Source organism: Massilia scottii, from assembly GCF_030846495.1.
Lineage (GTDB): Bacteria > Pseudomonadota > Gammaproteobacteria > Burkholderiales > Burkholderiaceae_D > Telluria_A > Telluria_A violaceinigra.
The window spans coordinates 119,246-138,322 of the sequence record NZ_JAVCWM010000016.1 but is presented as its reverse complement, the minus strand read 5'-3'; the positions used below and the strand labels follow the sequence as shown (position 1 = coordinate 138,322).

Below are 19,077 nucleotides of genomic sequence, written 5' to 3'. Positions count from 1 at the left end.
TTGCATCGTCAGGGTACCATCAGCCCTGGCGCAAGAGGGCCTTGAATGCCTGCGGCACCCAGGGCCGCGCGGCCACGATGAAGCTGATCGCATGGCGCTGGTCGAGCGGCAGGCGCGTTTCGTGCTGGTGCTGCTGCGCGAATTCGGCGGCCACCTGCTTCAGGCGCTCCAGCAGCGCGGCGCCGGACTGCTTCGACAGCATCACGTTCACCAGCCGCATGACTTCATCCTCGCCATCGAAGCGCGAGTTCAGGTAGTCGGCCGCCGCCTCGTGCCGGAAGTAGCCCTGGATCGGCCCATTCGCAATCCAGCCGAAGGTGCGCGCGATCAGCAGCTTGACCCGGTTATTCGGCAGCAGCTCCAGAAAGCCGATGCGGTCCAGCCGCAGCAGGTACTTGGTCACTTCCGCTTCCGACATGTCGTAGAAGCGCACGATATCGTCGAAGCCGATGTGGTTCATGGCCGACACGGCCACCACCAGCAGGCGCGGGTCGCCGATGATTTCGCGCTCCTGCGCCAGCGTCAGGTGCGAAATCAGGGTCGGCGCGGACTGCGCCGCACTGAGTTCGTCGAACTCGATTCCGGTGGCGGTGAGGATCTCGTCCAGCCGCTGCAAGGTAAAATTTTTCTGTGAAAACATGCGCTTCACGCTCGCCTCCGACATGCCTATCCGTCCGGCAAGGTCGCCGTAGGTAATGCCCCGCCCCTTCAGGAGGCGCTTCAAGGTGTCGACAAGTGTAATTGCGTGCGGCATTTCTGTATCCCTAGGAATTCTGGTAGCAAATATTAATACTTATTCAGAATAAAAGCGATACGGACTATCATTTCATTGAGTAAAGTCGATTTTTGCGTAAGATGTGTCCTGCCAACCCGGCTAACTTACTGAAAGAAACAGCATGAAAACCACCCTGACGGCTATCACGATCGCTTGTGCACTGTTCGGCGCCAATCCTGTCGCGATGGCCGAGTCCCACAACATGGGATCGAACCTGTCGAAGTCCCCGAGCGGCGTGTCGGGTGCGGTGGTGCTGGGAAGTTTGCTGGTGGTGGCGGTGGGAGGCAGCGTAGTGGCGCAAAGCGTTGAAACCGTCGCCGACGGCACCATGGTGGTGCTCAAGAACGTGGCCGACGGTTCCACCGCCACCGTCAAATTGAGTGGCGACGGCGCCAAGGGACTCTCCAAACTGGTCGGCCAAGCCGTCACGGTCACCGCGACCGCCAGCGGCCATGTGCTCATCGCCGCCGGCAAGGTGATCGCGTTCATCCCGACCGAAGTGGGCAAGGGCCTGCTGCACCATTCGCAGAACGGCGCGAAAGGCTAAGCATGACGCGCATCGGTCAACGATTGCTCCTGCTGCTGGTGCTGGCCATGCCGCTGCAGTTCGCGCACGCCGGCACCGCCTGCGAAGAAGTCGCGCAGGACGCCACCGCCTTCGTCAAGGCCGTCAAGCTGGCCGAAAACACCAGCGCGGCCCTGGAGGCTTCCGGGGCCGAGGTCGCGCTGATCGCCCGTGTCGGCCAGGACCTGTCCAGGTACGACTTGCGCTATTCGCACATGGCCTACACCTGGCGCGACCATCCCAAGGGACGCTGGACCGTCGTGCATCTGCTGAACCAGTGCGGCACCGCGAAGTCCAAAGTGTTCGACCAGGGCCTGGCCAACTTCTTCCTCGATGATTTGTTCGCGTACGAGAGCCAGATCGTGATCCCGAGCGCGCAAAGCCAGAAGCGCATCGTCGCCATGCTGGCCTCCCAGGCGCCGGCGCGCCTGCACGGCGAGAACTACAACATGCTGGCGTTCCCGTTCTCGGCCAAGTACCAGAACTCGAACCAGTGGGTGCTCGAAACCTACGCCGCCAGCGCCAGCGACAGCGCCATCGACGATCGCGGCGCCGCCCAGTCGTGGCTCAAGCAGGCAGGCTACGCGCCCAACACGATCTGGGTGCCGTCGGTCAAGCGCCTTGGCGCGCGCGTGTTCCGCGCCAACGTGGCTTTCGACGACCACCCGATGGGGCGCCGCATCGCCGGCCAGATCGACATCGTCACCGTGGAATCGGTGGTGCGCTTCGTGAAGAAGCGCGACCCCGGCACGACCGAATCCGTGGTCGGCATCCAGTAAGCGTCAGAACACCCACAGCTTCTCGGGCGGCATGTGCAGCCAGTAGCTGCCCGCCTCCAGCCGGTACTTGGAATACGCGCGCAGGCTCAGGCCTTCGCGTGAAAACAGGCACTCCCACCGGTCGCCCAGATACATGCAGGTCAACAGCGGCATCTCGATCGCATTGTCGACCTGCTGCGCGCTGATCTTCACATCCTCGACCCGGATCAGCGGCGTGGCCTCGCCGCCGCCGCCCTGAAGGCCGACACCGCGCGCCGTGCCCCGCATGCCCACGCCGGCAACCATCAGCGCCACCTTGCCATCGTTACTGGCCACCACCTGGCCCGGCAGGCGGTTGTTACTGCCCATGAATTCAGCGGTAAACAGCGTGTCCGGCGTTTCGTACATGCTTTGCGGCGAACCTTGCTGCTCGATCTTGCCGTTATTGAGCAGCAGGATGCGGTCCGAGATCGCCATCGCCTCGCCCTGGTCGTGCGTGACCATCAGCGCGGACAGGCCAAGACGCACGATCAGCTCGCGCAAAAAGGCGCGCGCCTCCTCGCGCAGCTTGGCATCCAGGTTCGAGAGCGGCTCGTCGAGCAAGATCACGGGCGGGTTGTACACCAGCGCGCGCGCAATCGCCACCCGCTGCTGCTGGCCGCCGGAGAGCTGGTGCGGAAAACGCTCGCCCAAGTGGCCCAGTCCCAGTTGGCCCAGCACTTCCTTGACCTTGGCCTCGATCTCGCTCTTGCCCATCTTGCGCAAGGTCAGGCCGTAGGCCACGTTATCGAACACGGTCTTGTGCGGCCACAGCGCGTACGACTGGAACACCAGTCCCAAGCTGCGGTGCTCGGCCGCCATCTCGAAATTGCGCGCGCCGTCGTACACGCGGCGCTCGCCGATGTCGATGGTGCCGCTCTTGGGGCTTTCCAGCCCGGCCACGGCGCGCAGCAAGGTGGTCTTGCCGCTGCCCGAAGGGCCCAGCAAGGCCACCACTTCGCCGCGTTGCAGGTGCATCGATACGCCCTTGAGGATCTGGTTGGCGTGCGCGCCGGTGCCATAATCGAGGTGCAGGTCGTTGACGGTCAGTTCATTCATGGTCATTCCCGATGTAGAGTGTGTTTATTGGTGCAGCTTGACGCCGAAGCGCAGCGCAATGCCGAGGCCAATGGCCACCAGCGCGATATTGATGAACGACAGCGCCGCCACCAGGTCGGTCGATCCGCCCGCCCACAGCGACACCAGCATCGCCCCGATCACCTCGGTGCCTGGCGTGAGCAGGTACACGCCGGTCGAATATTCGCGCTCGAAGATCAGGAACACCATCAGCCAGGCGCCCAGCATGCCGTATTTGATCAGCGGCAGCGTCACGTCGCGCGTGACCTGGCCGCGGCTGGCGCCCACCGCGCGCGCCGCCTCTTCCAGCTCCGGCCCCACCTGCAGCAGCGCGGCCGAGATCAGGCGCATGCCGTAGGCCAGCCACACCACCGAATACGCCAGCCACAGCGCGAAGATGGTCGAGCGCACTTCGCGCAGCAGCGGAATCGCATGCTCGCTGAGCCACAGCGCCGGGCCGAACTCGGTCGCCTTGAGCATCCCATCGAGCCAGCTTGGCACGAACAGGAACACCCACAGGAACGACAGGCCGGCCAGCAGGCCAGGCACGGCGCGCGGCACCAGCACGCTGTAGTCGAGCAAGCGCGTAATGCCATCGGGCTTTCTGTGCATGGCCAGCGCGATGGCCGTGTAGCACACCACCGCCAGCGCTCCGCCGATCACGCCGATCAGCACCGTGTTGATAATCCCGCGCACCAGCGAATGCTGGTCCAGGATGTCGCGGAAATGCTGCAAGGTCAGCACATCCCACAGCACCACGCCTTCGCCCCAGTTCTGAACAAAAGAGCGCAGCACGATGCCCGACAACGGCAGGATGATCGTCACCAGCAGCCAGCCGGCCAGCAGCGCGAACGCCAGCCACTTCCAGCGGCCCAGCGGCATCGCCTTCTGGCGCGCGCCCTTGCCCTTGATCGACACATATTTGTTGGCCGACTTGAGCAGCCAGCGCTGCAGCATCACCAGCGGCATCGTCACCATCACCAGGCACACCGCCACCGCCGCCATCAGGTGGTACGAGGGCGTGCCCATCTTGTTGGTCAGCTTGTACAGATAGGTGGCCAGCACCAGATGGCCTTCCGGGTCGCCCAGCACCAGCACCAGGCCGAACACCTCGAAGCCGAGGAAAAACACCAGCACGCCCGCATACGCCAGCGCCGGCATGATCATCGGCAGCGACACATTCATCATCACCCGCAGCGGCGAGGCGCCGGCCACGCGGGCCGCTTCCTCCACATCCGAACCGAGGCTTTTCAGCGCCGACGAGGCGTACAGGTACACGTGCGGCACGTGGGTCAGCCCGGCGATGATGACGATGCTGGTGAACGAATAGATATTCCAGGGGATGAAGCCGAGCATCTGCTTGGCCCACACCGAATAGAAACCCACGGGGCCCATCGACACCACGTAGCCGAAGCCCATCACCATGGGCGAGACGAAAATCGGCACCAGCAGCAGCGGCGCGATCCAGCCGCGCCCGGGCAGGTCGGTACGTACCATCAAAAAGGCGAGCATGCCGCCCAGCGGCACCGCGATCGCGGCCAGGCCGGTGGCGAGGATGGCGCCATTCTTGAAGGCCTGGCTGAAGTCGGGATCCTCGAAAATGAAGGCGTAGGCTTCAAAGCCCAGGGTTTTTTCGGGCATGAAGAAGGGCGCCGACAAAAAGCTCTGGTAAAAAATCAAAAACAGCGGCAGAAAGATGGCGACGCAGGCGAGCGTCACCACCAGGCCGCGCGGCCAGTTAAGCCGCGTGGCCCGCAATGATAAGGTGGTCATGTGAGGTCCGATCTTGGGATGATGAGGGTGGGCGGGGGCGCCCACCCCTGGGCGCTATTACCCGCCTTTACTTCTTGCCGGCGGTTTCTTTCCACTGCTTGAGGAAGGCCATGCGCTTTGCCGGTCCCAGGAACTGCAGCACGATCGGATGCACCGGAATCGGCTTGACGTTCTTCTCGCCGATGATCTTGATCAGTTCCGCCGACGTGGTTTCGCCCTTGACGTCGGAGCGGATCGCAAACAGCTTGGAATCGTTGGCGATGACCGTCTGGCCGCGCACCGACAGCAGGTAATCCATCCACAGCTTGGCCGCGTTCGGATGCTTTGCAGCCTTGTTGATAAACTGGACGCGCGACATGATCAGGGTGTAATCGGCTGGCAGCACCACGCCCAGCGACGGATCGGTCTTGGCACGCACCAGCGCGTAGGAACCGAGCACGTTATAGCCGATCAGGTTCTCGCCCGACGAAATCCGCTCCAGCATGGTGCCGGTGGACGACTGCACGCGCACCTTGGCCACGCCGAATGCATTTTCCAGATCCAGGAACTGCGGATTTTCGCGCGCATCCTGGGTCATGAACATGAAGCCCACGCCCGATTTTTCGATGTCGTAGGTGGTCACCTTGTCGCGAAACTTCTCGGTCTTGATCAGGGCGGCGAAAGCGGCGTGCGTGCGCGGCACTTCATTGGTGGCCAGCAGGCGCTTGTTGTACACGATGGCAGCCGGCTCGAACGTGGTGCCGTAAGCGCTGTCGTTCCACACCGCCCATGCCGGCAGCTTGGCCGCTTCGTTCGATTTGTACTGCAGCGCGTGCCCGTCCGACGCAAGGCGCATCTGCAGGTCCATCGCCGACGACCACACCACGTCGGCCGTATTGCCGCCGGCGGCCGCTTCCGAAATGAAGCGGTTGTACACTTCGGTCGAATTCATGTCGTTGTATTCGACCGTCACGCCCGGATACATGGCGTTGAAGTCCTTGATCAGCGGCTGCGCGGCCTTGCTGTCGGTAGCCGAGTAGATCACCAGCTTGGCCTCCTTCCTGGCGCCGTCGATAATCTTCTGGTAATCGGCCGGATAGCCCGCCGGTACCTGTGCCAAGGCGCTGCCGGCAAATGTGGCGGCGAGGGTAGCCGCGATGGCGGCGCCGATAAGGGTGCGCTTGATAGTCATATTGTCTCCAGATTGTTGTTTTGTTTTAGCGAATCAGCTTGAATTGCCTGGCCTGCCGGTTGTAGTCGGCGACGGCCTTGTGGATGTAATCGGTCAGTGCCTGTCCGGTGAGCGTGAACGGATACAGCCCGTGCGCCGCCCGCAAGCGGGAAAAATCGGGGTTCGATGTCATCCGCTCGAAACTGCCCACCCAGCGCTGGTATTCGGCGTCCGCCACCTTGGGCCCCATCCACACGCCGCGGATGATCGGCCACACCACGTCCACGCCCTGCTCGCGCGCGGTCGGCGCCAGCGACAGCACGCCCGGCAAGCGCTGCTCCGACAGCACCGCGAGCACCCGCACCTTGCCGGCGCCCGCGTACAGGGTCGCTTCCGAGGCATCGCCCGACACCACCTGCACGTGGTTGGCGTGCATCGCGGTAAAGGCTTCACCGCCGCCTTCCAGCGCCACGAAGCGCAGCACCTTCGGATCGATCCCGGCGCCGCGGGCCAGCAGCGCCATCTTCATCCAGTCCTGGCTGCCGATCGTGCCGGACACGCCGATCAGCACCTTTTCCGGCTGGCGCCTCAGGGCGTCCAGCAAGTCGGCCAGGTGGCGGAAGGCCGAATCCGAACGCACGGCGATCATGCCGTAGTCGGCGCCCAGGGCGGCGACCCAGCGCACGTCGTTCGCGCTGGCCTTGCCGAACTTTCCCTGCGCGAGATTGAGCAGCGAACCACCCGAAAACGCGACCAGGGTGTCTTTCTCGCTCCCGCGCTGGGCCGCCATGGAATGCCAGGCAACCGCGCCGATCCCGCCCGGCAGGTACGACAGGCGCAGGGCCGGCGCATCGGCTTCGCCCTTGAGTCCTTCGCGCGCCAGCTTGCAGGTCAGGTCCATCGCGCCGCCCGGCTTGGACGGCACGATGCATTCGGCGGCCGCGGCTTGCAAGGCGGCGCAGGCGATCAGGGTGGAAAGCAGGGTTTTCATGGCGGTGGCTTCTCCAGTCGGGCGCGGCGATCGAATAACCATGATAGCCCCGCCAGTCATGCAAAACGCATCAGAAGCGATGCTGGATACCGGCCGTGAGTCCTTTTTGCGTCGTGCCGAAGCCCGCATCGTCGCGCGACAGTCCCACCAGCTTGCCGTTGTCGGCTTTGGCGTAAGCGGCGGCCACATACAGGTCGGTGCGTTTGGACAGCGCATACAGGCCGCGCGCCACGTACATGACCGGATCGGCGTCCGTCCTGGCAGCCACGTTCTTGACATTGACGTAGTAGACGGCGCCGGTCAGGGTCACCACCGGCGTGACGAAGTAGCTGGCGCCGCCCCACCAGGTGGTGGCGCGCACGTCCGGCGTGGCCGCCTTGGCAGCTTCCAGGGTGTAGTCGCGCACGCCGCCGGTCAGGCGGAACAGGCTGGTCTTGTAGTCGACCGCCGCGTGAAAGGCCGTGGTCTGGTCGCGCCGGCCGGTGCCGGCCAAGGTGTTGGCGTTGATTTGCTCGTACGCCGCCATCGCCGCGAAGCTGCCGCGGGTCCAGGAGCCGGCCACCGCGTATTTGCGGCTGTCGGCGCTGCTGCCTGCCTGTTCGCCCAGGCCGATGCTGGCGCCGTATTTGAAGTCGCCGGTCTTGCCCGAGTATTTGATCAGGTTTTCGAAGGCGGTCGTCATGCCGTACCTGGACGAACCGGTGGCATTCGACGAGGTGGCCCACGAGTAGTTCGGCGCGTAGCCGAGCGGGTCGAACAGGATCACGAAGTCGTAGGTGGTGGAAAACGAACGTCCTATCACCACCCGTCCGAAGCTGCCGTCCAGGCCCACGAACGCCTGGCGCTTGAACAGCGCGCCGTCGGCCGCGCCGGTATCCATCAGGATTCCGCCTTCCAGGCCGAACACGGCTTTCAGGCCGCCACCCAGGTCTTCGTTGCCACGCAAGCCCCAGCGCGAGGTGTTCTTGCCGCCCGAGATAACGCGGGTGGCATTGTCACCGGCAGCGTTGGTGTTGGTGGTGTAATCGACGCCAGCGTCGATCAGGCCATAGATTTGCACGCTGGACTGGGCCTGGGCGGCACCGGCTGCCGACAGGGCGGCCGCCAGCGCGAGCGTAAGCACGGATGGTTTCATTCTTGTCTCCTGAGTTTTTATGTTTTATGTATGACGGGTGCTTCGGGTCCCACTATATGTTCGCCATCCTTTCAATTGGCTTTCAGTGCTCATCTGTACCGGCCGGACCACACCGGCCGAGCTTTTTTGCGCGCTTAGGGCTACACTGCCCCGATGCGAATACTCCTGGTTGAAGACCACATCGAACTGTCGCACTGGCTCTCCAAGGCCCTGCGCGACGCCCACCTGACCGTCGAATGCGCCGTCAACGGCGCCGACGCCGACGCCCTGCTGCACACGCAGGACTACGCGCTCGTCATCCTCGACCTGACCTTGCCCAAGATGGACGGCCTCGATGTGCTGCGCCGCCTGCGCGCCCGGGGCGGCGCGCGCGCCAAGACCCCGGTGATGATCCTCACCGCGCGCGGCGGCCTGGAAGAGCGGGTCCAGGGCCTGAACCTGGGCGCCGACGACTATCTGGCCAAGCCGTTCGAACTGACCGAACTCGAAGCGAGGGTCAAGGCGCTGCTGCGCCGCAGCCAGGGCAGCGAAGCCCTGGTGCACCAGTGCGGCGCGCTCAGTTTCGACACCGTGACGCGCATGTTTTCGTACGGCGGCGCGGCGCTGGCCCTCACCCCGCGCGAGCACGCGGTGCTTGAAGCCCTGATCACCCGGCCCGGCCGCGCGGTATCGAAGGAAAAACTGTTCGACGAAGTCTTTGCCCTCGAAGACGACGCCAACCTCGATGCCATCGAGCTGTACATCCACCGCGTGCGCAAGAAGCTCGAACGCGTGCAGGACGGCGCCGCCGCCATCACCACCCTGCGCGGCATCGGCTACCTGCTGCAGCCACGCGAGGCCACGTCCTGAGATGGCCCCGCTGTACGCCACCATGCGCAGCAAGATCGGCGCCGCGCCGCTGGGAAGCCTGCGCAGCCAGCTGCTGCGCTGGCTGCTCATTCCCCTGGTACTGCTGGTCGCACTGAACGCGGTATCGGTGTACGACAATGCCCTCGACGCCGCCGACATGGCCTACGACCGCTCGCTGCTGGCGTCCACCCGCGCGCTGGCCGAGCGGGTCGCCATCAAGGATGGCAAGGTGGTGGCCGACGTGCCCTACGTCGCCCTCGACAGCTTCGAGACCGATACCCTGGGCCGCATCTACTACAAGGTCAGCGGCATCGACGGCGAAACCGTGTCCGGCTTCGACGACCTGCCGCCGGTGCCGGCCAATGTGCCGCGTTCGGAAGCCTATCCGGCGCTGGTGCGCTTCTACCACGCCGACTACAACGGCGAGCAGGTTCGCATCGCCGCCCTGCTGCAGCCGGTGTACGACGATTCGATGCGCGGCATCGCCCTGATCCAGGTCGGCGAAACGCTCGACGCGCGCCGCGGCCTGTCGCGCAAGATCCTGCTCGACACCCTGCTGCGCCAGGCCGTGATGGTGCTGGCGGTCGCCTCGCTGGTGTGGTTTGCGGTGCGCCTCGTGCTGCGGCCCCTGATGCGCCTGAAAATCGAAGTCGAGAACCGTGCCCTGAACGACCTGTCCGACGTCGACCAGGCGCTGGTGCACAAGGAAGTGCGCCCGCTGGTGGCCGCCATGAACGGCACCATGTCGCGCATGCACAACCTGATCGCCAGCCAGCGCCGCTTCATCGCCGACGCTTCGCACCAGTTGCGCACCCCGCTCACGGTGCTCAAGACCCAGGCCGAACTGGCCCTGCGCGAAAACGACCCGGACGCCATGCGCGAGATCGTCCGCTCGATCGCCGCCACCACCGACGCCACCGTCCACCTGGCCAACCGCCTGCTCACGCTGGCGCGCGTCGAGCATGGCAGCGAGGCGGCCGGCATGGCGCCGGTCTCGCTCACCGCCATCGTGCGCCAGGTCGGGCTGGAAATGGCGCTGCCGGCCGTGCAAAAACAGATCGATTTGTCGCTCGACGCGGCAGACGAAGCGCTGGTCGACGGCCAGGAACTCATGCTGCATGAACTGGTGGCCAATCTGGTCGACAATGCGATCCGCTACACGCCGGCGGGCGGCAAGGTGGCGCTGCGGGTCAGGGTCGATGGCGCCAGGGTGCAGCTCGACGTCGAGGACAGCGGCTGCGGCATCGCCGACGACGAGCGCGAAAAGGTCTTTACCCCGTTTTACCGTTCGTCCGGCGCACTCGAAACCAACCCTGGGGGCACCGGCCTTGGCCTGTCCATCGTGCGCGAGGTAGCGGCCCAGCACCGCGCCGACGTTTCACTGGAAAGCGCCAGCGCGGGACCGGGCCTCAGGGTCGTGATTTGTTTCGATTCGGCCGCCTGAGCTTACGGATCAAATACAGACGGAAAAAACTGCGCGTCAGCCTGCGCGTCCGGTGCTAATGTTGTCGATGCTGTATTTACAGCGCCCTTCAACAACAAGAAACGGAGAGCAGGCATGCAGTTTATTCAAAGAGCATTACTCACCATCGTCCTGGCGGGAAGCGCAAGCGCGCCCGTCATCGCGGCCGACCGCTTGAGCGCGGACTACCACGAACCGCGCGGCGGCCAGACCGCACTGGTCGACCAGGCCAAGCGTTTCAGCGCCTGGAACGTGGCGCGCATGCTGGGCGACCCACAGTTCGCAAGGGCGCTGGACAAGCGACTCGCCGGCGAGGACAAGGCGGTCATGCTCGACACCCTGCTCGACGACGTGCGCCAGCCGAGCGCGCAGACCAAGGCCAGCGCCGACAAGCTGCGCTTTCTCGACCAGCGCGTGCGCGAGCACAAGGCTATCGCGCGCGACTCCAAAAACCTGCTCGAAGTGCGGTTGTACACGCCTCGGGGCAGTGACGCCGCCGCGCGGCCCGACATGAGCAAGCTGCTGGTCGCCTACGCGCCGGCAGGCAAACGTTCCGAATGGAGCGACGTGGAAGCCTTCGACCAACTGGGCCAGGTGCAGCTGCTCGATGCGCGCACGCCGCCCGCCATGCCGGTCCTGATCGTCGGCATCAACGCGCGCGAAGACATGCGCGCCGGGATGGCCTACGTGAACCGCAGCCTGCGCGCCGCCGGCCTGCAATCGGCCCCGCCAAAAATCGCACCCAAGACCGCTTCCAGCATGGCCGCCGGCGATATCGACACCACCCGCCTCGACCGCGTCAGCCTGGCCAACAGCCAGGAAAGCTGGGTTTCGGGGGCGGCCGAAGTCTTTGCCATCGTCTCCGGCGTGCAGCCCGACCAGGCCAAGGCCGAATTGAGCGTGGTCGACATGCCCTACCTCGACTACGCCGGCACCGCCTACACGCCGAACCAGATCATGGTTTTCTGGAGCAGCTACCGCTACGGCGCGGCCAACATCCAGCTGTTCGAGCATGACGACAACACCAACTACAAGGACCTGGCGGTGGCCCTGTCGCAAAGCGTCAGCGCCATCCTCGGCGTGTTTGCACCTTCGTACGCGGTGATCGGCCAGGTCGCCACGGCGATCCTGCAAGCCATGCCCGCGGGCTGGTTCAGCAACGATGACGACTACATCGACTCGTTCTACACCATCGAACGTGGCCGCACCTACGAAAACCATCGCGGCGCCGCCAACAATGCCACGGTAACGCTCTCGCCGTACCTGCTGCGCGCGCAGTAAGCGCCGGCATCACGCCGGCAGCGGCAGCCTGACCGTGAAGCAGCTGCCCTGCCCCGGCTTCGAACGCACCGTCAGGCTGCCGCCATGGCGCTCCACGATGCCGAACGAAATCGACAGGCCAAGACCGGTGCCCTGCCCGGTCGGTTTGGTGGTGAAAAACGGCTCGTAGATATGGTCGATGACCCCCGGGTCGATGCCGCTGCCGCTGTCCTCGAAGTCGACGTACAGCCACGCCGCGTCGGCCCGGCTGCTGATGGCCAGCACGCCGGGCGTGAAATCGCCGCTGCGCTGCTGCTTGGCTTCGATGGCATGGCAGGCATTGACGATCAGGTTCATGAACACCTGGTTCAGCTGCGCCGGCCAGCATGCCAGCGGCGGGTCGGCCGCCAGCACGCAGGTAATATCGGCCACGCTGGCATACAGGGTGCGCACCAGGTGCACCGTCGCCAGCAGATTGGGGCCGATGGGCGCGGTCGTCATCGCCCCTTCGTCGGGCCGCGCGAACGTGCCAAGGTCGCGCACCAGGTCGCGGATACGCGAGGTGCCTTCCAGGATGGTCGCGCTCTGGCGAATCAGCGCATCGATGCGGGCATTGAGGCTATCGGTCACCGCGGCGTCGGCGTCGGTGCCGGCCAGCGCCAGCAGGAACGCGCGAAAACGCTCCAGCTCCGTCGCCAGCACCTGCGCGCCGGCATGGGCGAAGTTGCTGGGGTTATTGATTTCGTGCGCGATGCCGGCGCTCAGGGTGCCGAGCGACGCCATTTTTTCATGCAGCACAAGCTGCTGCTGCGCGTTCTGCAAACCCTGCAGCGATGCGGCCACCTGGCGCGCCAGTTCGCGCTTTTGTCCGAGCAGCACGCGCACCCGGATGCGGTGCACCGCGTAGACGCACGCCAGCACGAACAAGCCCGCCGCGAGCCGGAACCACCAGGTTTTCCAGAACGGCGGTGTGATCGTGATCGCCAGCGCCACGCCGGCCTCGTTCCATACGCCGTCCTTGTTGCTGGCCTTGACCCGGAAAACGTAATTGCCCGGATCCAGATTGGTGTACGTGGCAAAACGCTTGCCCGCATCCGTCGCCACCCAGGAGCGGTCGACGCCTTCGAGCTGATAGGCGTACTGGTTGCGCTGGGGGTCGGCGAAATGCAGGGCCGCGAACTCGAACGAAAACACCGACTGCGTGTGCGACAGCACCACCCGGCGCGCACGGTGGATGGGCGCATCGAGCACGAAGCCGTTTGGTGCCGGGCCGCTGCGCACCGACTGGTTATAGATCTGGATATCGGTAATCACAACCGGCGGCGCGCGGTCGTTGCCGCGTACCTCGCGCGGATCGAACATCGTGAAACCGTTATTGAAGCTGCCGAAGAACATGGCGCCATCGGGCTGGCGCCAGGCCGCGCCGACGAAATAGTCGCCTTCGGCCATGCCGTCGCGGCTGGTGTAGTTGCGGAAGGTCTCCTTGCGCGGATCGAAGTCGGCGATGCCGCCGTCGTTGCTGATCCACAGATGGCCATTGTCGTCTTCGAGAATCCCGTCCACCGCCGGATTGGCCAGCCCTTGATGCCGAGCGTAGGATTTGAACTGCAGCTTGCCGCCGCTGTCCGCCACCAGCCGGCTCAGGCCACCGCCGGTGCCGACCCACAGCGTGCCGTCGGCCGCTTCGTGCAGGAAGGAGACGCGATTGTGAATCAGGCTGGCCGCGTCACGGCTGTCGTGGCGCGCATGGCGAAAGCGTCCGCTGGCCGGATCGAACAGATCAAGTCCGTTCGACGTTCCCACCCACAGGCGGCCGCGGGTGTCTTCGAGGATCGCCCAGATGAAGTTATCCGACAGACTGGTCTCGATGGCGGCATCGTGGCGGAAGGTCGTGGCCCGGTTGGTGCGCGGGTCAAGCCGGTGCAGGCCGCCGCGCGATGCAATCCACAGCATGCCCGCGCGGTCCGGCACGATCGCCTGAATGAAGTCGCTCAAGGCGTCCCCGGTCGCGAACGCGCGCGGCGTAAAGCGCCCGCTGGCGGGATCGAAACGGCTCAAGCCGCCGTTGCGGGTGCCGACCCATAACTGGCCCTGCTGGTCGCGTCCCAGCGCGGTGACCAGATCGTCGTTCAGGCTGTGCGGCACCCGCGCATCGTGGCGATACACCGTGGTCTGGCCGCTTTGCAGATCGTAGCGATTGACGCCGCCGCCGTACGTGGCCAGCCACAGCGAGCCCGGGCCGTCGCCGAGGATGGCGCTGATCTTGTTACTGCTCAAAGCGCCCGAGAGCACGTGGCGAAAGCCGCCCGCGTTCAGGTCGACCCGGCTGGTGCCGCCGAACCAGGTGCCGGCCCACAGGATGCCGGCGCGGTCTTCGAACAGGCTGGCGACGTAATTATCGGCCAGGCTGGCCGGGTTGCCGCTCTGGTGGACAAACGCGGCAAAGCGTCCGGCCCCGGCATCCCAGCGTTTCAGGCCGTCGGTCTGGGTTCCCGCCCACAAGGTCCCGTGGCTATCCTCGAACAGGGCGGTCACGGCGCCCGGGTTGATGCCCTCGGCGCTGCCGAAGCGGCGCCGCGCGGTGGGGGCGCCGGCCGCGATCCGCCAGGCTTCCAGGCCGAGGGCGGTGCCGACCCACAGCGTGCCGGCGCGGTCGATTTTCAGCGAGCGCACCGCGTTGCGCTTGAGTGCATCCACGGCACTGTCGTCGATGCGAAAGTGGGTGAAATGGCGCGTGCCCGGCGCCAGGTAATCGACGCCTTGCTGGGTGCCGATCCACAGGCCACCGGCGGCGTCGAACGCCAGGCCGGTCACATCGTCCGCGCCCAGCGAGTGCGGATTGGCCGGATCGTGACGCTCGGTCGCAAGCTGGCCAGTGGCGCCGTCCAGGCGCACCAGACCCGAGCGCGTGGTGATCCACAGGATGCCCTTGCCATCGCTGGCGATGTTGCGCACGTCGAGATAACCGGCTTTGCTGCCCCGCGGCGGGTAGGCGCTGAAGTTTTCGCTGCGCGGATTGAAGCGCTGCAGGCCGTTGCGCGTGCCAACCCACAGCTGGCCGGCACGGTCCTCGTGCAGCGCCTGCACCGAATTATCCGAGATGCTGGTCGCATCGGTCGGGTCGTGGCGGAAGGTGAGAAAACGGTAGCCGTCGTAGCGGGTCAGGCCACCCTGCCCGGCAAACCACATGAAGCCGTCGCGGTCTTGCAAGATGGCGGTGACCGACGATTGCGGCAAGCCGAGCGCGGGGTTGAGCTGCTCGAAGCGCAGCCGGTCCGGCGCCGCCGCCCATGCGACGGGGCACAGCAGGCAAAGCAGGAAGGCTGCGAGCGACAAGCGCAACGAAGACATAAGGGGACCGGCAAGAGGGGCTAGCGCGCCAGTATCGCAGCCTTGCCCTGTTCTGTACAGGCAGTCAAGGGGAGTGCCACAACAACAACGAAACAGAGATCGGTAATCGATGCGTAACGACGCGTGAACTATCGTGGGCGCGCCCTCGCCGTTCCTGCGCCCTCGTCGCTCCCGCCTGCGCGGAGTGACGAGTAGTGGCCGGCATGGCGAGATTGGGCACGAGGACCTTGTGCCTTTACTTTTCAACTGGAGAATCCATGCAATTAACTCACACACTCGCCTGGGGCGGTCTTTGCAGCATGCTGCTGGCCGCACCCGGCTTCGCTTCCACGGTCACCATTGAGCACAATGGCAAAAACCCCTTCCCTCTCGGCGGCAAGGTCTGGTTCGTCGGTAAGCTCGATGGCGTCGGCAAGTCGATGGCCTTCTCGGTCAACGGCATCCCCGGCGGTAACGCGACGGTCGGCACCATCAACTCCCAGAACGGCGAATACCTCGCCCCGCTGGCAACGCCGCCGAACAACGCGGTGACCGTCACGGCCACCTACCGCAGCGATCCACCGGCATCGGCGAGCACCATGCTGACCTTCCGCGGCAGCACCACGCCGACGCCAACCCCGACACCAACACCGACGCCGACACCAACGGCCGGCCCATCCATCGCCGGCTGCGAGATGTTCCCCGCCAGCGCCGTCTTCAACACCCGCATCGACGACCTGGTGCGCTACCCCACCCATGCCCGCAGCGACGCCTGGATCAACAGCGTCGGCAACACGCGCGCGCTGCACATGGACTTCGGCCGCAACGTCAACCAGGCCGACTATTCCACCTACTACGGCATTCCCTACAATGTGGTCGACGCCAGCACCACCACCTGGCCGCGCGTGTCCTTCGCGATCACCGATCCCAACTCGGGCAACGGCGACGGCGTGCCGGACGAAAGCGACTGCGCCGCGCCCGACGCCGCCCACACGCTCACGCGCGGCTGCAGCGCACTGCCCACCGCGAGCCAGCGCTTCCCCTACCCGAACGACAACGTGGTGAAGGCCGAATACGGCAACTGCAACGATCCGCAGCAGTGCGGCGACCGCCACGTGCTGGTGCTCGAAAAGAACGCCTGCCGCCTGTGGGAGAGCTACTTTACCTACAAGGTCAAGGGCCAGTGGCACGCCTACTCGACCGCCGCGTGGAACCTCAAGTCGAACCAGATGCGCCCGAAAACCTGGACCTCGGCCGACGCCGCCGGCCTGCCGATCCTGCCGCTGCTGATGCGCGCCGATGAAGCATCGAGCGGCGAGGTGCGCCACGCCCTGCGCGTTACCTTCGCCGACCGCGTACTGGCCAGATCATTCGTCTGGCCAGCCACCCACTACGCCGGTGGCGCGACTACGAACGGCATTCCGTTCGGCGCGCTGATGCGCCTGCGCAGCGACTTCGTGATTCCGGCCAACTGGAACACCCAGGCGCGCGCGATCGCCACGGCGATGAAGCGCTACGGCGTGTACGTGGCCGACATCGGCAGCAATGCCTTTGTCACCGGTGAGCCAAGCGCAAACTGGAGCCCGGACACCATTTCGCAGCTGCAGCGCATTCAAATGGGTTCCTTCGAATTCGTCGATACCCGCACCATCACGGGCAATCCGAAGTTCAACGTCAACTCCTTCCAGGCCAGCTGGTAAGGATGCCGCCCCGGCCACGCCGGGGCTGCGCGCCACCGAGCGGTCGCACCGCTCCACGAACGGTTCGGCATGGGCCAGGTTTTGCGACTGATCCGGCAAGTGGAAATCCAGTATGATCATGCACGCAGTGTTGGCCCGTCTCGAATCACGCATGGGCAAGGAAGCCGGAGTCGCCCACGCTCTCAGCGGCGGCCGTGAAGATGGCAAATCAAGAGGCAAGCACCGGCCCGGAAAACGCGGCCTTGGCCAGCCAGCGCCCAACCGGGCCGGCCCCCGCCGGCCCCGCAACGCAGACTCACACAAGGAGCATCGCATGTACGAAAAAACGCTGGTCGCCGGATGGGGCGACATGGACTTCAACGCCCACATGCGCAACACGGCCTACCTGGACAAATCGGCCGATGTGCGCATGATGTTCTTCGCCGACCACGGCTTTCCCATGGCCGAGTTCATGCGCCTGAAAATCGGCCCGGTGGTGATGAAGGACGAAGTCACCTACTTCCGCGAGTTTCACCTGCTCGACGAGGTCGGCGTGACGATGGCGCTGGCCGGCCTGTCGGAGGATGGCAGCCGCATGATCATCCGCAATGAGTTCTTCCGCAAGGGGACGCTGGCGGCCCGGGTCAGTTTAACTGTCGGCTGGCTCGACCTGGCATCGCGCAAGCTGGTGCGTCCGCCCGACGCGCTGTTGCAGGTGCTGCAGGGCCTGGACCGCTGCGACGATTTTGTCGACCTGCCCGACAGCCGTTCGCAGGGCTGAGCGGAACAAAAAAAACCGCGCGAACATCCGCGCGGCAAAGACAGAGCCGGTACTGACATCGACCCCTGCGATCAGCCCATGAAACCCAGATCGCTGACCGCAAATTTCGCCAACTCGTTCTTGAATACCTCATTTGCGAGCTTGTCCGGTTCGACCCCGAACCACCTGCCCAGCGTCGCGCCCACCTGCTGGTTCGAGAACTGCGGAATCCACACACCCCGCCCGGTCGCGTCGTCCGGCCCGCCCAAGGTAAAGTCGGGGAATTTGCCGTACACGCCGCCCTTGACCGCCGCCCCGATCACCAGATGGTGGTTGCCCCACCCATGATCGGTGCCGCCGGAATTGGCCGTGAGCGTACGTCCGAAGTCCGACATCGTGAAGGTCGTCACGCTCTGCTTGTGGCCGATCTCGGCCAGCGCCTGCTGGAACGCGGCCATCGACTGCGATACCTGGCGCAGCACGTTCCACTGCTGGTACACCTGCCCGCCGTGCGTATCGAAGCCGCCGATCGAGACAAAAAACACTTGCCGCCCCGGTCCCTGCGCGGCGCGCTGGCGAATCAGCTGCGCCACCGTGTGCAGCTGCGTGGCCAGCGCGAAGCCGGGGAAAACCGTATTCAATGGCGTGGCCGCATTCGCCTTGGACAGGTCGGTCACCAGGTCCATCCCCTGCAGCAGCGCCTTGTTGGCGGCGTTGGCCATCAGGTTCGGATTGTCGCTGGCCAGGATCTGGCGCAAGGCATCGCGCCGCGTATCGGCCTGGGCCTGCGGCCAGAAGGTCATGCCGGCCAGGCTCAGTTTACCGGATTCCGGCAGCCGGTTGCCATGCACGCTGGCGCCTTCCACGAACAGGCCGCCCGCGCCGACCGAGACCGCGTCAAGCCGGCCCGTGCTGCCCAGTACATCGAGCAGGCGCCCGCCCCAGCCCGTGCCTGCGCCGGCCGGCGTGCCGGCCTGGTTCTGCAAGGTCTGGTCGGGATGCGAAAACAGCTGCGACGGATTCGCCGTACCGGCCACGTACTGGGCCTTGGTCAGCGGCTGGCGCAAACTGCCGACGTTGAGTACCGCCGCCACTTCACCCTGGCCGAACAGCGCGTCGATTTCCGGCATGCCGTAGTGAAAACCGAACGATTGCGCCAGCGCATCGGGCACCGCCTGCAGGGTGGCCGTGCGCGGCGACAGCAGGGTCTTGGCCGAGGTCGACAAGGCCAGCCCGGCCGCGCTGCGTGCCGCGGAATACTTGGCGTAGTGGGCCGCGTCGAGCGGCACGATCATATTGTTGCCGTCATTGCCGCCGAACATGTACAGGCACACGAGCGCCTTGTAATCGGTGACGGCGGCCTGTGCGGGTGCCGCCGCGCCCAGCAGGCCCATGCCCGACAGGGTGCCCAGCAGGCTGGCCTGGGCGCTACCGCGCAAAAATCCCCGGCGCGAGGTCGAAACTGTATCCATCT

The 19,077-nt window shown here is 65.2% G+C and carries 15 protein-coding genes; 7 read left to right on the top strand and 8 right to left on the bottom strand.

From position 1 onward, the window contains the following. Nucleotides 1-19: 19 nt before the first annotated feature. The gene (locus tag RBA41_RS21955) at nt 20-754 is read right to left on the bottom strand and encodes a helix-turn-helix domain-containing protein (protein WP_306626376.1); all 735 of its coding nucleotides are present in this window, start codon (nt 752-754) and stop codon (nt 20-22) included. 142 nt (nt 755-896) lie between these two features. Here RBA41_RS21955 and RBA41_RS21950 point away from each other — a divergent pair, with 142 nt between their 5' ends. Beyond that, complete coding sequence (locus RBA41_RS21950; RefSeq protein ID WP_306626375.1) at nt 897-1,322, top strand: hypothetical protein; 426 nt, start codon at nt 897-899, stop codon at nt 1,320-1,322. A 2-nt stretch (nt 1,323-1,324) separates the two neighbouring features. Beyond that, nucleotides 1,325-2,119: a DUF2145 domain-containing protein gene (locus tag RBA41_RS21945; protein WP_306626374.1), complete on the top strand. Its 795-nt coding sequence runs from the start codon at nt 1,325-1,327 to the stop codon at nt 2,117-2,119. Between the two features lie 3 nt (nt 2,120-2,122). Here the strand turns inward: RBA41_RS21945 and RBA41_RS21940 are convergent, their stop codons facing one another. From RBA41_RS21940 to RBA41_RS21920, 5 genes are all read right to left on the bottom strand, one after another. Beyond that, entirely contained in the window at nt 2,123-3,196 is a 1,074-nt protein-coding gene (locus RBA41_RS21940) for an ABC transporter ATP-binding protein (RefSeq protein ID WP_306626373.1), read from the bottom strand. Between the two features lie 24 nt (nt 3,197-3,220). Continuing rightward, nucleotides 3,221-4,987, bottom strand: coding sequence for an ABC transporter permease (locus tag RBA41_RS21935; protein WP_306626372.1), 1,767 nt, complete (start codon nt 4,985-4,987; stop codon nt 3,221-3,223). A 67-nt stretch (nt 4,988-5,054) separates the two neighbouring features. Further along, on the bottom strand, nt 5,055-6,158 hold the full coding sequence (locus tag RBA41_RS21930; protein WP_306626371.1) for an ABC transporter substrate-binding protein: 1,104 nt from the start codon (nt 6,156-6,158) through the stop codon (nt 5,055-5,057). A 25-nt stretch (nt 6,159-6,183) separates the two neighbouring features. Next, nucleotides 6,184-7,128: a tripartite tricarboxylate transporter substrate binding protein gene (locus tag RBA41_RS21925; protein WP_306626370.1), complete on the bottom strand. Its 945-nt coding sequence runs from the start codon at nt 7,126-7,128 to the stop codon at nt 6,184-6,186. Between the two features lie 70 nt (nt 7,129-7,198). After that, entirely contained in the window at nt 7,199-8,263 is a 1,065-nt protein-coding gene (locus tag RBA41_RS21920) for a porin (protein WP_306626369.1), read from the bottom strand. A 153-nt stretch (nt 8,264-8,416) separates the two neighbouring features. Here RBA41_RS21920 and RBA41_RS21915 point away from each other — a divergent pair, with 153 nt between their 5' ends. The 3 genes from RBA41_RS21915 to RBA41_RS21905 all read left to right on the top strand — a co-directional run bounded on the left by RBA41_RS21915 (nt 8,417) and on the right by RBA41_RS21905 (nt 11,855). Then, entirely contained in the window at nt 8,417-9,112 is a 696-nt protein-coding gene (locus RBA41_RS21915; protein ID WP_306626368.1) for a response regulator, read from the top strand. A gap of 1 nt (nt 9,113) precedes the next feature. Continuing rightward, nucleotides 9,114-10,556 carry a sensor histidine kinase gene (locus RBA41_RS21910; protein WP_306626367.1) on the top strand — a complete coding sequence of 481 codons (1,443 nt, stop codon included), beginning with the start codon at nt 9,114-9,116 and terminating at the stop codon, nt 10,554-10,556. Nucleotides 10,557-10,670: 114 nt separating this feature from the next. Further along, nucleotides 10,671-11,855, top strand: a complete 1,185-nt coding sequence (locus tag RBA41_RS21905; RefSeq protein ID WP_306626366.1) for a DUF3103 family protein — start codon at nt 10,671-10,673, stop codon at nt 11,853-11,855. 9 nt (nt 11,856-11,864) lie between these two features. On the opposite strand, the gene RBA41_RS21900 is transcribed toward RBA41_RS21905, so the two are convergent. Further along, entirely contained in the window at nt 11,865-15,185 is a 3,321-nt protein-coding gene (locus RBA41_RS21900) for a sensor histidine kinase (protein ID WP_306626365.1), read from the bottom strand. A gap of 257 nt (nt 15,186-15,442) precedes the next feature. Here RBA41_RS21900 and RBA41_RS21895 point away from each other — a divergent pair, with 257 nt between their 5' ends. Further along, on the top strand, nt 15,443-16,864 hold the full coding sequence (locus RBA41_RS21895; protein ID WP_306626364.1) for a hypothetical protein: 1,422 nt from the start codon (nt 15,443-15,445) through the stop codon (nt 16,862-16,864). Nucleotides 16,865-17,177: 313 nt separating this feature from the next. Beyond that, nucleotides 17,178-17,624: an acyl-CoA thioesterase gene (locus RBA41_RS21890; RefSeq protein ID WP_306626363.1), complete on the top strand. Its 447-nt coding sequence runs from the start codon at nt 17,178-17,180 to the stop codon at nt 17,622-17,624. A gap of 71 nt (nt 17,625-17,695) precedes the next feature. Here the strand turns inward: RBA41_RS21890 and RBA41_RS21885 are convergent, their stop codons facing one another. Then, nucleotides 17,696-19,075 (bottom strand): DUF1501 domain-containing protein, encoded by a 1,380-nt coding sequence (locus RBA41_RS21885; RefSeq protein ID WP_306626362.1) that lies wholly within the window; start codon nt 19,073-19,075, stop codon nt 17,696-17,698. Nucleotides 19,076-19,077 lie beyond the last annotated feature (2 nt).

What these genes read in the sequence shown, in the direction of transcription:
- RBA41_RS21920 (WP_306626369.1), bottom strand. Translation starts at nt 8,263, where the DNA reads ATGAAACCATCCGTGCTTACGCTCGCGCTGGCGGCCGCCCTGTCGGCA.
- RBA41_RS21955 (WP_306626376.1), bottom strand. Translation starts at nt 754, where the DNA reads ATGCCGCACGCAATTACACTTGTCGACACCTTGAAGCGCCTCCTGAAG.
- RBA41_RS21915 (WP_306626368.1), top strand. Translation starts at nt 8,417, where the DNA reads ATGCGAATACTCCTGGTTGAAGACCACATCGAACTGTCGCACTGGCTC.
- RBA41_RS21925 (WP_306626370.1), bottom strand. Translation starts at nt 7,128, where the DNA reads ATGAAAACCCTGCTTTCCACCCTGATCGCCTGCGCCGCCTTGCAAGCC.
- RBA41_RS21910 (WP_306626367.1), top strand. Translation starts at nt 9,114, where the DNA reads ATGGCCCCGCTGTACGCCACCATGCGCAGCAAGATCGGCGCCGCGCCG.
- RBA41_RS21945 (WP_306626374.1), top strand. Translation starts at nt 1,325, where the DNA reads ATGACGCGCATCGGTCAACGATTGCTCCTGCTGCTGGTGCTGGCCATG.
- RBA41_RS21885 (WP_306626362.1), bottom strand. Translation starts at nt 19,075, where the DNA reads ATGGATACAGTTTCGACCTCGCGCCGGGGATTTTTGCGCGGTAGCGCC.
- RBA41_RS21890 (WP_306626363.1), top strand. Translation starts at nt 17,178, where the DNA reads ATGTACGAAAAAACGCTGGTCGCCGGATGGGGCGACATGGACTTCAAC.
- RBA41_RS21895 (WP_306626364.1), top strand. Translation starts at nt 15,443, where the DNA reads ATGCAATTAACTCACACACTCGCCTGGGGCGGTCTTTGCAGCATGCTG.
- RBA41_RS21950 (WP_306626375.1), top strand. Translation starts at nt 897, where the DNA reads ATGAAAACCACCCTGACGGCTATCACGATCGCTTGTGCACTGTTCGGC.
- RBA41_RS21900 (WP_306626365.1), bottom strand. Translation starts at nt 15,185, where the DNA reads ATGTCTTCGTTGCGCTTGTCGCTCGCAGCCTTCCTGCTTTGCCTGCTG.
- RBA41_RS21905 (WP_306626366.1), top strand. Translation starts at nt 10,671, where the DNA reads ATGCAGTTTATTCAAAGAGCATTACTCACCATCGTCCTGGCGGGAAGC.
- RBA41_RS21935 (WP_306626372.1), bottom strand. Translation starts at nt 4,987, where the DNA reads ATGACCACCTTATCATTGCGGGCCACGCGGCTTAACTGGCCGCGCGGC.
- RBA41_RS21940 (WP_306626373.1), bottom strand. Translation starts at nt 3,196, where the DNA reads ATGAATGAACTGACCGTCAACGACCTGCACCTCGATTATGGCACCGGC.
- RBA41_RS21930 (WP_306626371.1), bottom strand. Translation starts at nt 6,158, where the DNA reads ATGACTATCAAGCGCACCCTTATCGGCGCCGCCATCGCGGCTACCCTC.